Source organism: Colwellia sp. MEBiC06753, assembly GCF_053470325.1.
On the sequence record NZ_JBQMTM010000014.1, the window covers coordinates 15517 to 30000 of the forward strand.

Here is a 14484-nt window from a genome sequence, read left to right on the forward strand (position 1 = left end):
GTGTCGCTTGTTTTCGCTTGCGCCACTTGTATTCGACTCGAATAGTTAAGATGTAAGTAGCATTTATTGCGCATATCTTGGTTAGTTTTCTCTAAATAACTTATCTAGCAAATCTAAGTTAAATGCTGGCTAAAAAAGCTTAATGTACGTTGCCACGCGAGCTCAGCATTTTCCTTATCATAACGACCTGTTGAGTCATTATGAAAACCATGATTGGCATTTTTATACATATACATTTGATATGGCACTTTATTGCGCATTAAATCTGCTTCATATTTAGGCCACGATTTATTGACTCGCTCATCAAGCTCGGCCAATTGAATCAACAATGGCGCTTTAATATTGGCTCTGAGCTCGGCTTTCGCCGGTGTGCCATAAAACGGTACGCCTGCGGCAATTAAGTCAGATTCCACTGCCGCCAAATAATTTACAATGTAGCCACCAAAGCAAAAACCGACAGCGCCAAGTTTGCCGTTGCTGTTTGGCTGTGCTTTTAAAAACTTGGCGGCAGCAATAAAGTCTTGCTGGATTTTTTCACGATCAAGGCTGCGTTGCATCGCTCGGCCTTCATCATCATTGCCAGGATAGCCGCCGAGTGGGAACAAGGCATCGGGGGCAAATGCGATAAATCCAGCTTTCGCTAAACGCCGCGCGACATCTTTGATGTAAGGATTAAGACCGCGATTTTCATGTACAACTAACACAACTGGCAATAACCCTTCGAGTTTGGTTGGGGTAACCATATAGCCGCGGCCAGTGCCATGCCCTAGTTGCGAATCAAAACTTTGGTATGTCGCTTTAATTTCAGGATCATTAAATGAGACCTGCTCCGCTAAAGCATAATTAGGCAGCAATGCCGAAGTTAGCATCGTCATTGAATAACCAAGCGCCACTAAACCGCCCAGTTTTTGCATAAACATTCGTCGGTCCATACCGCCATGAGCATAGGCGTCGTACCAGTCAAATGCTTCTTGTGGAATATCATTAGTCGTTTTTTCTTGAATTACTGGCACAACATTTCTCCCTAAATTGAGGCTAACACTGACAACACATTAACAAGCGTAAGCTATTATTTTTAATCATATAAAATTATATATAGCCCAAACTTTCAACTATTTCTTCGATATAGTTCGACCCTCAACTCACAACTGGATATTTAACCAGTATTGATTTACACTAATCCCATTGATGATTTTTCCAGTTAACTAATGAATAACTGATGAAGCTTTATATCGCTGAAAAACCCAGTTTAGGGCGCGCCATTGCCGATGCCTTGCCTAAACCACATAAAAAGCAACAAGGCTATATTGAAGTTGGCAATGGCGATATTGTTACTTGGTGTATCGGCCATATTTTAGAACAAGCTGAACCCGAAGCTTATGACGAGCGCTATAAAAAGTGGCAACTCGAGCACCTGCCTATCATTCCAGAACACTGGCAATTAAAAGCTAAATATAAAACCAAAAGTCAGCTTAGCGTCATTCGTCAGCTGTGCAAACAAGCCAGTGAAATTATTCATGCTGGCGATCCTGACCGAGAAGGCCAATTGCTGGTTGATGAAGTCATTGATTTTTTAAAGATCAGCGAGGCTAAACGTAAATCCGTTAAACGCATACTGGTCAGCGATTTAAATATCGCAGCGGTGAAAAAGTCGTTAGCAAATTTGCGCAGTAACCTTGAATTTATGCCGCTATCAGTGTCGGCACTGGCCCGTAGCCGCGCAGACTGGCTTTATGGCATTAATCTAACCCGCGCCTACACCATTCAAGGCGGGAAAGTCGGCTATCAAGGTGTACTGTCGGTTGGTCGCGTACAAACTCCTGTGCTAGGTTTAGTGGTCAATCGCGAACGTGAAATTAGCAATTTTGTCAGCAAGCCGTTTTATCAAGTGGAAGCGGAAGTTGTGACCGCAGACAACCAGTCATTTCGCGCTAAATGGCAACCAAGTAAGGCCTGTCAGCCTTATATGGATGATGAAGGCCGAATTGTGGTAAAAGCATTGGCTGAAAATGTCATTTCGCGAATTAATGATCAACCTGCACAGGTTACCGATGTTAGAACCGACCCTAAATCACAAAGTGCGCCTTTGCCTTATAATTTATCTTCACTGCAAATAGACGCCGCCAAACGCTACGCCATGAACGCGAAACTGGTACTGGATGTTTGTCAGTCACTTTATGAAAAACATAAACTGATCACCTACCCTCGCTCTGATTGCCGCTATTTACCCAAAGGACATTTTGATGAAGCCCCTGCAATTATCGAGATGTTAGCGCAAAGCCAATTACCAGTGGCAGGCGCGGCGAAAAATGCCAATAGCCGTTTAAAAAGTAAAGCATGGAACGATGCAAAAGTTGGCGCTCACCATGCGATTATTCCAACCTTAAAGTCGCCAGCGAATATAAAGCTCAATAACTTTGAAGCGAATATTTACCAATTAATCGCTCGTCAATATTTAGCTCAGTTTTATTCGGCTTATCGATTTGAGCAAACCAAAATCACACTGAATATAGCTAATGGCGTTTTTACCGCTAATGCCAATATCACTATCGACCTTGGCTGGAAAGCGTTATTTTCCAAGGCAAAAAACGATAAAACAGCAACGCAAGACTCAAAAGCAAGCGATGAAAGCCCGCAGCAAGTGCTCCCCAAAGTCAGTGTTGGTGAGCAACTCCATTGCCGACAAGGTCATTTACTGGAAAAACAAACGGAACCACCCAAACATTTTACCGATGCCAGCTTGCTTGCAGCCATGACAGGAATTGCCCGCTTTGTCGAAGATAAAGCGCTTAAAGCCGTGCTTAAAGAAACTGATGGTTTAGGTACAGAAGCAACTCGCGCGGGCATTATCGACTTATTATTTAAACGCGGCTTTTTAGCACGCCAAGGTAAACAAATTCATGCCACCGAAGTGGGCATTGGTTTAATTGACGCGCTACCGCGCCAGTGCACCTTGCCAGATATGACCGCCCACTGGGAAGCAACCCTTAATAATATTGCTGACAAACAAGCCAGCTATCAGCAATTTATGCAGCCGCTTAATCAAACCTTACAACAATTAATTCAACAAGCAGGTAATCGGCTTCCTGAGTCACTGCGCGGCATCAAAGCCGCAATCAAGCCACCTTATAAACGCAAGTTTAAACGTAAAACAACGAAATCAGCGAAAACCACCAAAGCCGCTTAATTACGCTAATCACTGAATTAAATTTCGCATGCAAAAAAGCACCGATAGTTCGGTGCTTTTACATAATCTAGATAATGAAAATCACGCTGTTAGTTTTGTTTGTGGCTAGCAGAAAGCGCGCAGCATATAAATATATGTGAGCACTTTCGACAACGCCAAAGGCAAAACTAACCAGTGATTAAACGCGTTCGATGATGGTCGCGATACCTTGGCCTAAACCAATACACATGGTCGCTAAACCAATTGTCGCGTTTTCATTTTCCATGACGTTTAATAACGTACCAGTAATACGTGTACCTGAACAACCTAGTGGGTGACCTAATGCAATAGCGCCACCGTTTAAGTTGATCATATCGTCCATCTTATCTTCTAAGCCTAATGCGCGAACACAAGATAATGCTTGTGCTGCGAATGCTTCGTTAAACTCAGCAATTTCGATATCGTCTAGTGATAAGCCAGCACGCTTAAGTGCTTTCTTAGTAGCCGGTACAGGACCGTAACCCATAGTTGATGGATCGCAACCTGCAACACCAATACCACGGATTTTAGCACGAGGTGTTAAGCCTAACTCTTTTGCACGATCTGCTGACATGACTAACATACCAGAAGCACCGTCAGATAACGCAGATGAAGTACCTGCAGTTACTGTACCGTTTACAGGATCAAATACCGGACGTAAGCCAGCTAATGATTCAACGGTAGTTTCTGGGCGGATAACTTCATCAACATCAATCATAGTTAAGGCGCCAGTAGCGTCATGACCTGCGGTTGCTACGATTTCGTTTTTCCAGCGACCTTCTAATGTTGCTTTATGCGCACGTTGATGTGAACGCGCACCAAATGCGTCTTGCTGTTCACGCGTCACGCCATGTTGCATACCAAGTAACTCAGCGGTTAAGCCCATGTTACCTGCTGCACGCGAGATGTACTTGCTTAATGCTGGGTCAAAATCGACATCATACATCATAGGTACGTGACCCATATGCTCAACACCACCTACTAAGAATATATCGCCTTGGCCGGCCATAATGTTAGTAGTAGCGTCATGTAATGCTTGCATTGATGAACCACATAAACGGTTAACCGTTACTGCACCAACGTGCTTTGGAATATCCGTTAATAACTGAGCGTTACGGGCAATGTTGAAGCCCTGCTCTTTAGTTTGTTTAACGTTACCCCAGATAATATCTTCAATTAACGCAGGATCTAAATTCGGGTTACGAGCTAATAACTGCTGCATTAAGTGCGCTGATAAACCTTCAGCACGCACATTACGGAAAATACCAGCCTTAGAACGACCCATTGGAGTACGAATAGCATCGACAATTACGACTTCTTTCATTTTTCTTTCCTCGGCTTAAGCTGTTTTAACGTCAGTAGTAAAGTAAGATTTGCCAGATTTAGCCATCTCACGCATACCGTCTGTTACTTGGTAAATTTCACCCAAGTGCGCGTATTTATCGGCAAGAGCAATGAAGTTCTCAATGCCAACTGTTTCTAAGTAGCGAATTGGACCGCCACGGAATGGAGGGAAACCTAAACCGTAAATTAAGCCCATATCTGCTTCAGCAGCCGTATCAACTACGCCTTCTTCTAAACAGCGAACTACTTCGTTAACCATAGGGATCATCACGCGTGCGATAATTTCATCAGCGTCGAAGTCGCGTTTGTCTGCGCAAGTTGCAGCAAATAAATCATAAGCCGCTTGTGCAGGAAGTTTCGTTGGCTTGCCACGCTTATCAGTACCGTAATCGTAGAAGCCTTTACCGTTTTTCTGACCGTAACGCTCATTTGAATAAAGCGCGTTTACTGGGTCATTTTCAATTTTCTGCATACGCGTTGGGAAGCCAGCAGACATAACACCAGTACAGTGATCAGCCGTATCAATACCTACTACGTCAAGTAAGTAAGCAGGACCCATTGGCCAACCAAATTGTTTTTCCATGACTTTATCAACAGCGGTAAAGTCAGCACCTTCAAGGATTAACTGGCTGAAACCTGCAAAGTAAGGGAATAATACGCGGTTTACGTAGAAACCTGGGCAGTCATTAACAACGATAGGTGATTTACCCATTTTCGCCGCGTAAGCAACAACAGCGGCTACCGTTTCATCAGACGTTTCTTTACCACGGATAACTTCAACTAATGGCATTTTGTGCACAGGGTTAAAGAAGTGCATACCACAGAACTTGTCTTTGCGTTTTACGCTCTCGGCAAGTAAGTCAATTGAAATAGTTGAGGTGTTTGAAGTAACAATCGCATCTTCAGCAACAATGCCTTCAACTTCAGCAAGCACAATGCCTTTAACTTTTGGATTTTCAACAACCGCTTCAACAACGATATCAACATCTTTTACATTGTCGTAGCTTAATGTTGGTGTGATGTTGTTTAATACAGCCGCCATTTTCTTCGGCGCTAAACGACCACGTTCAACTTGCTTAGTTAAAAGACCTGCAGCAGTCGTTAAACCTAAATCTAACGCGCTATCAGCAATGTCTTTCATTACAATTGGCGTGCCTTTATATGCTGATTGGTAAGCAATACCACCGCCCATAATACCAGCGCCAAGTACCGCCGCTTTGTTTACTGCTTTAGTCGCTTGCTTACCCGCTTTTTTCGCTTTGCCTTTGATCACTTGATCAGCCATAAATAGGCCGATTTGAGCAGTAGCAGCGTCAGTTTTAGCAAGTTTAGCAAAACCAACGTTTTCTAAATGCATCGCACCAGCACGATCTAAACCGGCTGCCGCTTCAATAGTTTGTACCATGACCATAGGTGCTGGGTAATGTTTACCCGCTTGTGCGGCAATCATGCCTTTACAGGTATTGAATGTCATGATGGTTTCGGTAGGGCTAAGCTTTAACGCTTCAAGTTTTGGCTGGCGCTTGGCTTTCCAATCTAATTTGCCTTCAATCGCTTGTTTAAGCATTGAGATAGCGGCATCTTTTAAATGCTCTGGCTCAACAACAGCGTCTACAGCACCTACAGCTAATGCTTTTTCAGCTTTATGTGGCTTGCCTGTAGACATCCACTCAACAGCATTATCGGCACCGATAATTCGTGGTAAACGCACTGTACCACCAAAACCAGGCATTAAGCCTAATTTCACTTCTGGCAAACCAATTGTTGCCGTGGTATCAGCAACACGGTAGTCACAAGCTAGTGTCATTTCACAGCCGCCACCTAATGCAAAACCATTAATAGCTGCAATAGTTGGAATGTTTAAATCTTCAAAGGCATCAAAAACATCAGATGCTGCTTTTACCCAAGGAACCAATGCTTCTTCTGGTTGCTTGAATGTTTCTAAAAATTCAGTAATGTCAGCGCCAACAATAAACGCTGGCTTGCCAGACGTTACCATGACACCTTTAGCGTCGCTGCAAGCATTAATTGCTGCAATCGCCGCACGATATTCTTCAAATGTAGCCTGATCGAACTTGTTCACTGAACCTTCAGCGTCGAATTTAAATTCAACAATGCCGTCGGCCAGTAACTCGGCAGAAAGGCTTTTGCCTTGAAATAACATGCCTAATCTCCTTCCCCGATTTTGGGTGCTTGTTGTGATTTGGTATTAATAATAGCTGACTGAGTGTGCACGGAAAGTCAGTGAAAATCAAATTTTTTAAACAGGTGTTTAAATTGAGTGTTTGTTTTTAATTCTGCTTAACGATGCATTATTTGTCAGCTATGCCAATAGCACTTTAAATTGCGCTGTAATTTACGCTAGCTTGCACATCGTTTACTGGCACCAGCTAATAAGCGCTCGGTGCTAATAATACCTCTGGAATGGCTGCCACTTCCAGCAACACCACCGGCGTCGTGAAGCTCAACTTTAAACTGAAAAAGTGAGTTTTCCATGCCAGTAAATTCAGCAATGGCAGTTACCTTAGCGCCCACCAGCGTTGCAGCCAAATGATTAACATTAACGTTAACGCCAACCGAAAGCTCATCATCTTTGAGTAAAGCTTTCATTAACCTTGCCGCAGCTAATTCCATTAATGCGATCATTCTTGAGGTGGCAAATACTTCTGGAAAATCATCATCACCGGTTAATGACAGTGATTTTGCTGAATCCGATGCTAACACCGTGTAGTCTATTTCTACTTTATCGCCAATATTCATGATATTTCCCTAACTAATTATCGAAGTAAACACTGATAATACGCCAGCTTTATTCATATCTCACATAATGCCAATGAATGGCGAGAATTTAACGCTAGCATACTAAAGTGATTAATGTGCTGTTACTTTGCTATTAAATAGCTTTTACATATCCTTTACATAGCAGCGTTAAATTTTGTTATTTCAATTCCACTAAAACAATTGCTATATTTAACAAATAATTAATCTTTTAGTTAATCTGCTGCAACTTATGACGTTCAGATTTGTATTATCACTGATATTCATTGCTTTTATCTCTCCACTTGCAGCGAAACAACAACCTATTAGCATAGCCTTTGGCTTAGAGAACTATAACTTTCAATTTTTACTCGATGAATTTACTCAGCAAACAGGCATTACTGTTCAACTTAAACAATTTAAAAACAATGACTTAAAAGCTGAATTGATCCAGCGAGCAAATGTCGACTCGTTGCCTGATGCGGTAATTGTTCCGTCTGATTTTATCGGTTTAACCGAAATTAAATTCAGTGAAGTTGACCCTGAAATTATTTCCCCCAAGATTAGTGCGCGCTCATTGTCGACAGCAAAAATTGGTGAGCACTATTTTGCCATTCCAATAGTCAGCGGCAACCATTTAGTGATGTATTACAATAAAGCCCTAATTGGCGAAGCGGCAACAGATTGGCAACGTTTAATTACGCAAAAAGATGCATTACCAGACGACAGCCATTTAATTGCTTGGAGCTATTATGAAATGTACTGGTTCATACCTTTTGTCGGTGCATTTGGTGAGTTTCCTTATAAAGACAGCCATTTAAACTTTACAACCAAAGGCATGGAAAAGGCGCTGGCATGGTATCACTCGCTAGCAACACAAGGTGTCGTGGATAAGAATTGCGACTACAACTGTAGTGTTGACTTATTTAATCAAGGAAAGCTTGCTTACACCATCAATGGCACCTGGGTGCTTAATCAATTCAACCAAAGCCTAGGCGAAAATTTAGGTGTTGCACTTTTACCTAGCTACCAGCAAAAGCCTATGCGCCCTTATTTTTCATCCCATGTTCTTGCCTTTCCTAACAATAGTTTAACGGGTGCTAAATCAAAGCAATTAATCGCCTTAGCAAAATTTTTCCAACAAAAGTCCACTCAGCAACAGCTATGGCAACATTTGAAATCGTTACCTACTCACAAAGACGTTATGAGTAATATTGCTAACACCGAAGATAGCAATATTAAGGTCATACTTGCCCAGCTCAATCAAGCAGAACCACTGCCTAATGATCGAAATATGGCGATAGTCTGGGAAGCGTTATTAAAAGGGGTAAATCGGTATCATGCAGGGGTATTCGATGAGCAAACTGCCACCGAATATATGAATTACATAGCCGAGAAGTCAATCATTCATGCCCAGTGATAACAACGTAAAGCCAAGCTTTATTAAAGAGCTCCGTGTAAAAATTACCTTATTTGTATTGATACCGGTTTTATTGAGCGCCATTTACTTTTCTTATAACGCTTATCAACAAGCGATTGAATTGGCTTATGAAGATGTAGAGCGTCACGCCAGTTCGTTGGCACTTGATATTAAAACCGAAATTGCCGCCCAAACTTATAAGTATTCCGATCTCACCAATAATCGCGTATTAGGTGAAGTACCAATCAATATTTTGTTTTCTCAATATGCCTTTAACCGCCTAAAAACCCTAGTACTCGAATCACCAGCCATAGAAGCAGCATTTATTTCTGATGGCTCTGAATTTATTATTGAAGGTTTTCCACTAGCTACACTCAAAATAAACAACATTGAAATTAGCCAGCTAGCGTCAACTATTATCAATTCTGATCCCAATCAGCTGAATCCGACCTTGTTTTATTTACCGCAAACATACGCGCAAGTCAGTAATAAAGCGCAAGGACATTTATTTATTGTCCTACCACTTAAAAAGCAGCAATCCTCACTAGTTACCCCATACACAAAAACTGCAGCACTTTTTTTAATGTTAGATCCGAGTTACCTATTGGGACTGAACCGACAACAGCAGCACTCTGATGCCACATTAAACATTAATAATCAGGTGTATTTTAAAGACATAAATATTATGCCGCAGGCCAATGTGAGTGTAACCGAACCAATATATTTGCCAGACAATAACAATGTTGATATCAACGTCAGTGTTACTCACCTAAAACAGCAATATACCCAAAAAATCGCGAGCTCTTTTGGCTTAACCCTGATTTTTATCTTAATACTGCTAGGTATAGTGGTGCTGTTTACCCAGCGATTTACTCAACGAATTCTGACACCAATGCAAAAGCTTGTTACGCAAAGTAGCCAGCTTGCTAAAGGAAACTATAAAACCTCAGAGCAAGCATTGGACTTTACCGAGTTTGAAACACTAAGACGCACCTTAAACAAAATGGCGACAACTATTACTAACCAGTTGTCGTCACTTGAGCATGCATTAGCTAAAGCTGAAGAGTCAGAACGATTAAAAGCGCGATTTTTAGCTAATATGAGCCATGAAATACGCACCCCGCTTAATGGTGTAACCGGTTTATTGAAGATGATTGAGTCTGAGCCGTTATCGGCCAATCAGCAAGCTTGGCTTAAAAGCGCGAATCAATCATCTAAATTATTATTGACTGTAGTAAACGATGTGTTGGATTTTTCAAAAATAGAAGAAGGTAAAATGACCATTGAGCATATCGTGGTTGATTTTAACGAGCTGCTTAATACTATGCGCGCAACAGCCAATGTACTAATAACCGATAAACCCATCACCTTTAATTCATCTATTAATTTGTCACACTATTATTGGTATTGCGATCCAACCCGACTATCGCAAATCCTAGTAAATCTCCTTAGTAATGCGGTTAAATTTACTGAAAAAGGTGAAGTTAGGCTATCGATAACAAACTATCTTCAAGGCGATAAAGATTGGCTGCGTTTCGAGGTTACCGACTCAGGCATTGGCATTAAGCCCGAAAAATTGGCAAAGCTATTTCGCTCTTTTGAACAAGCCGATGTTTCTACTACTCGTAACTTTGGTGGCACCGGTCTAGGGCTTGCCATTTCCAAACAATTAGCGTTATTAATGGGCGGTGATATTCGTGTCACCAGTGAAGTGAATGTTGGCAGTCATTTTGTCGTAGATATTCCGCTAGAAAAAGCCAAATCAAGCACTGAAAATGCAAACCAAGACGTAAGTGCACCTGATTTGTCTGATAAAGTCATTGTCGTTGCCGAAGATAATAAAATTAACCAAACAATTTTAACCCATATTCTTCAACACACAGGCGCGACAATTTATTTAGCAGAAGACGGAGAGCAGGCAATTGAAGCAGTAAGACAGTATCAGCCAGATGTTATTTTAATGGACGTGCAAATGCCAAACATGGATGGTGTTGAAGCAACCAAACAACTCCGTGAAATAGGGTTTATGATGCCGATCATTATGCAAACGGCAAATGTAATGGATGAAGAAGTTAGTGGCTACATAGCTATAGGCGCAAATGATCATATTGCTAAACCTATTGATGCCAATCAACTGTTTGCAGCACTAAACAACATTTTTCATTAACCAGGAACTCGCTTGTGAAAACTTGCTTTAAAAAGTTGGCAATAAAAAACGCCAATTAAAAGGCGTTTTTTAAGTGAAACTAATCTAACTGAAAACTTACGCTAAACCAGCGTTACTTTTGCTTTAAAAACGTGAGGAACTCTTCTGCCGGCATTGGCTTAGCATAATAAAAGCCTTGCACTTCATCACAGCCCTGAGCCAATAAATGAGCTTCTTGCTCAGCGTTTTCGATACCTTCAGCAATTACTTTAAGGTTTAATTGTTTACCTAGGTTAATGATCATATCTGCCAATAACGACTGACCTTCTTCAGTGACATCATTGATAAATGAGCGATCTACTTTTAGGCGATCAATCGGTAATTTCTGTAAATAACTTAACGATGAATACCCTGTACCAAAGTCGTCTAAGGCAATACTGATACCTTTAGCCTTTAGTTTGCCAAGTGCATCAATCACTAACTGTGGATCATCCATTAAGATATTTTCAGTAATTTCCAGCTCAAGTTTCGAGGTTTTCACTTGATGCTGCTCTGTGGCACTAATCACAGTATCAACAAAGTTATCTTGTCTAAATTGTGGAATAGAGACATTGATAGAAATACCCACATCATCAAAGCCTTCGGCTTCTAAGTACTTGATATGCTTACATGCCTGATGCACTACCCAGTAACCAATATCAATAATTAATCCTGAGTATTCAGCTAAAGGAATAAATACTGCCGGTGACACAAACTTACCATCACTGGTACGCCAGCGCAGCAATGCTTCAGCACCAATAACTTTGCCTGAGGTTAACTCAAGCTGAGGCTGATACCATAGTTCAAGACGGTGCTCCGCGAAGTCAGTTCGTAACTGGCGGATCATGCCCAAACGCCACAGCGTTTGATCTTCCATTTCTTGTTTATAATACTGCACATGCTTATCACGATTCTTTTTCGCTAAGTTCAAGGCAATATTAATTTGATTTAATACTTTAACCCCACCCTTTCCAGCATCTTGTTTACTACAAAAGCCAGTACAGACATTTATTGGTAAGGTTTGCTCACCTGCTACAAACGGCTCGTGAAACAGCTCGGTCAGTTTTTGTGGACATAGCACATCTTCAGGGCCAATTAAGCCAAAGACATCGGCACCAACTCGGGCAACAATTACCGAAGGGTCAATGGCAGTTAAGCGCTTAGTTACCGCCACTAATAGTTGGTTACCAACTTCCTGCCCTAAACCATCATTAATATCGCTAAAGTGATTAATATCAACTAACGCCGCCACTTGATTTGCATCTTCGCTAGTAGAGAAAGTATCAAGTAAGTTTAAAAATTGTAGACGGTTAGGTAATTCGGTAAGCCAATCTTTGTAGGCGGCATTACGTAATTTTTGAAATAAATGAACATTCTCATAGCCTATTGACACATTAGATAAAAACACTTCAACAAGCTGTTTATCTAAGTCAGACATTGGCACGTTAAGTTCAATAAATATCACCGCGCGGTAACCACCACGGGTTAAATATAAAGTCAGATACTCATGAGTAATAATGTGAGATTTTTGTTGAAAACAACTGTTAACGTTTTCAACTAAAATTGGTGAGTTTGCATGTTCAAGTTTTAAATCAACGAATTGACTTTCCCAGCCATCTTGCGCCAAGACATACAAGCCTAAATCGTCAGCGCCATCAATTATACCGTGACCTCTGGCACAAAATACCGATCTCGAATATCCGTGTAATAATGCCTTAACTTGATCTAATACCCCTTGACCAAAGCGCTGTACCGAATGTAATTCAAGTAAATTGGCCGAGCCATCAATAATTTTTTCTAGACCTTGTCGGCTTTGGGTAACAGTTGTGATTTGCTGATATGAGCGAATAGCGGCGTAAACAGTAGTCACTAATTTTCGGCGAGTAAGTTCTGTTTTCGTTTTATAGTCGTTAATGTCGTAATCTTTAATTACGCTTTCTTCTGGTGCATAACCGGGCTGACCAGTACGAAGTACAATGCGAATATCGTCTTTATTCAGGTTTTCACGAATATATTTAACAACTTTTAGACCGGCGTCGTCGGTTTCCATAACCACGTCAAGCAACACAAGTACAATTTCATCATCTTGCTCGATAATGGTATTTGCTTCTTCGCCAGAATAAGCATGAAGATATTCTAATCGTCGACCCAAAACCACCAAATCAGATAACGCTAACTGTGTTACAGAATGGATTTCAGGGTCGTCATCAACAATCAAGACTTTCCAAGTGTCACCACTGGATTCGTCTAAAATTTCATCTTCATCACTGTCATCAATAAACAAGAAGTCGTCATTGGTATTTTCTGAAGCCTGCATACTGCCCTCATCTAACCACTTTATTTTCAAGTAGTTAGGTCGTTGTCCATTCAATTATTGCCGACAATAACTTGAAACATTTTTATTACACTCATGTACATAATAAAAGTCAGTTTCAGATTATTCAACAAAACAATTAATAAACTTCTATCTATCAACAAATTAGTTGCTTATTTGCTGATAAGAATTGAAGTATTCATATAAAAACCATCAAAATAACCAGTTGAATTATAATTAAAACTTGCTAAAAATAATAAATATATTTAACTGTTTTGACTGCGCTGTCACGTCTGCTGATGAAAATAACTAAAACTACCACTACGCCACCGATAGTCGTTGATGATAAAGCGCCCGTTACGGTTGACTCTCCAACTGAATCACAACAGTCATCGAATCAAAATAGTAAGCATGCCTCATCACAGAGCCAGTTACTTAACCTTGCCAAACACTTTGGATTAGATGGCGGATTGCGTCCAGCCGATAAACAAGCACCTATTGATGAACGCAGTGAACGTCGTGATCGCTTTAACCATATTCGTCGCCAACAAAATATAGAAAAGATTATTGAAAAGTCACTGCATTATTGTGCCAGTGATCAAGTAGCCGATAGAGCCGACCCGGATTGGTTTGATAGTTTTATTGACTTAGCTGAACGCATTAGCAACAGCACAATGCAAGAGCTATGGGCGAAAATACTAGCTGGCGAAGTCAGCCAACCAGGTTCTTTTTCATTAAAAGCATTACAAGCATTTAAAAACTTGAGCCTGCATGATGCTAAATTATTTGGCAAAGCCTGTGCGTTGGCAGTAAAAGATAACGGCAAAAAGAATATTCGTATTCTGTCTGGCTGCTATCAAAAACCTGGTTTATTCAATATGTTAAATAAACACAGGGAAGCGCACATTGGCTTAAGTCATTTTGGATTTAGCTATGGTGAAGTGTTAACGCTGGCTGATCACCATTTATTATTTAGCCAAGAAACTGAACTTTACCCAATGGCACAAGGTGACGAAATTGCCTTAAAGTATAATGGTACGCCATTAGTGCTGACCGCGAAAAAGCACCAATCTATTCTAAAGTTTTATAAATTTACTCCAGTAGGCGCTGAGTTGGCGCAACTTATTGCTGATAAGCCAGATGAAAAGTTTCTCAATCATATGAAGGCACAACTGTCCCATCATTTTTCCTGCTAACGTTCAGTTACGTTCATTAAGTTGTGCTTATTAAGTTATGCACAGTCACTTACTTTTCTTAAG

General features: G+C 40.9%; 9 protein-coding genes. 4 read left to right on the top strand and 5 right to left on the bottom strand.

Going from position 1 to position 14484, the window contains the following annotated elements:
• Positions 1 to 113 precede the first annotated feature (113 nt).
• The gene (locus ACOB82_RS11740) at positions 114 to 1004 is read right to left on the bottom strand and encodes a dienelactone hydrolase family protein (protein ID WP_448213273.1); all 891 of its coding nucleotides are present in this window, start codon (positions 1002 to 1004) and stop codon (positions 114 to 116) included.
• A gap of 215 nt (positions 1005 to 1219) precedes the next feature.
• On the opposite strand from ACOB82_RS11740, the gene ACOB82_RS11745 reads away from it, so the two are divergent.
• On the top strand, positions 1220 to 3187 hold the full coding sequence (locus ACOB82_RS11745) for a DNA topoisomerase III (protein ID WP_448213185.1): 1968 nt from the start codon (positions 1220 to 1222) through the stop codon (positions 3185 to 3187).
• Between the two features lie 178 nt (positions 3188 to 3365).
• Here ACOB82_RS11745 and fadA read toward each other — a convergent pair whose 3' ends face one another.
• From fadA to ACOB82_RS11760, 3 genes are all read right to left on the bottom strand, one after another.
• Complete coding sequence (gene fadA / locus ACOB82_RS11750; protein WP_448213186.1) at positions 3366 to 4529, bottom strand: acetyl-CoA C-acyltransferase FadA; 1164 nt, start codon at positions 4527 to 4529, stop codon at positions 3366 to 3368.
• Positions 4530 to 4544: 15 nt separating this feature from the next.
• Complete coding sequence (fadB, locus tag ACOB82_RS11755; RefSeq protein ID WP_448213187.1) at positions 4545 to 6713, bottom strand: fatty acid oxidation complex subunit alpha FadB; 2169 nt, start codon at positions 6711 to 6713, stop codon at positions 4545 to 4547.
• Between the two features lie 197 nt (positions 6714 to 6910).
• Positions 6911 to 7309, bottom strand: a complete 399-nt coding sequence (locus tag ACOB82_RS11760) for a thioesterase family protein (RefSeq protein ID WP_448213188.1) — start codon at positions 7307 to 7309, stop codon at positions 6911 to 6913.
• Between the two features lie 250 nt (positions 7310 to 7559).
• On the opposite strand from ACOB82_RS11760, the gene ACOB82_RS11765 reads away from it, so the two are divergent.
• Entirely contained in the window at positions 7560 to 8726 is a 1167-nt protein-coding gene (locus ACOB82_RS11765) for a sugar ABC transporter substrate-binding protein (protein WP_448213189.1), read from the top strand.
• Positions 8716 to 10893: an ATP-binding protein gene (locus tag ACOB82_RS11770; protein ID WP_448213190.1), complete on the top strand. Its 2178-nt coding sequence runs from the start codon at positions 8716 to 8718 to the stop codon at positions 10891 to 10893. Before ACOB82_RS11765 ends, ACOB82_RS11770 begins: the two co-directional genes overlap by 11 nt.
• 112 nt (positions 10894 to 11005) lie before the next feature.
• On the opposite strand, the gene ACOB82_RS11775 is transcribed toward ACOB82_RS11770, so the two are convergent.
• Positions 11006 to 13258 carry a bifunctional diguanylate cyclase/phosphodiesterase gene (locus ACOB82_RS11775; protein WP_448213191.1) on the bottom strand — a complete coding sequence of 751 codons (2253 nt, stop codon included), beginning with the start codon at positions 13256 to 13258 and terminating at the stop codon, positions 11006 to 11008.
• Positions 13259 to 13524: 266 nt separating this feature from the next.
• Between ACOB82_RS11775 and ACOB82_RS11780 the strand changes: the two genes are divergently transcribed.
• A complete protein-coding gene (locus ACOB82_RS11780) occupies positions 13525 to 14421 on the top strand; it encodes a TIGR03899 family protein (RefSeq protein WP_448213192.1) in 897 nt (298 codons plus the stop codon).
• Positions 14422 to 14484: the final 63 nt, after the last annotated feature.

Coding starts and splice junctions, on each gene's coding strand:
- ACOB82_RS11745 (WP_448213185.1), top strand. CDS start 1,220: ATGAAGCTTTATATCGCTGAAAAACCCAGTTTAGGGCGCGCCATTGCC.
- ACOB82_RS11780 (WP_448213192.1), top strand. CDS start 13,525: ATGAAAATAACTAAAACTACCACTACGCCACCGATAGTCGTTGATGAT.
- ACOB82_RS11760 (WP_448213188.1), bottom strand. CDS start 7,309: ATGAATATTGGCGATAAAGTAGAAATAGACTACACGGTGTTAGCATCG.
- fadA (WP_448213186.1), bottom strand. CDS start 4,529: ATGAAAGAAGTCGTAATTGTCGATGCTATTCGTACTCCAATGGGTCGT.
- fadB (WP_448213187.1), bottom strand. CDS start 6,713: ATGTTATTTCAAGGCAAAAGCCTTTCTGCCGAGTTACTGGCCGACGGC.
- ACOB82_RS11770 (WP_448213190.1), top strand. CDS start 8,716: ATGCCCAGTGATAACAACGTAAAGCCAAGCTTTATTAAAGAGCTCCGT.
- ACOB82_RS11765 (WP_448213189.1), top strand. CDS start 7,560: ATGACGTTCAGATTTGTATTATCACTGATATTCATTGCTTTTATCTCT.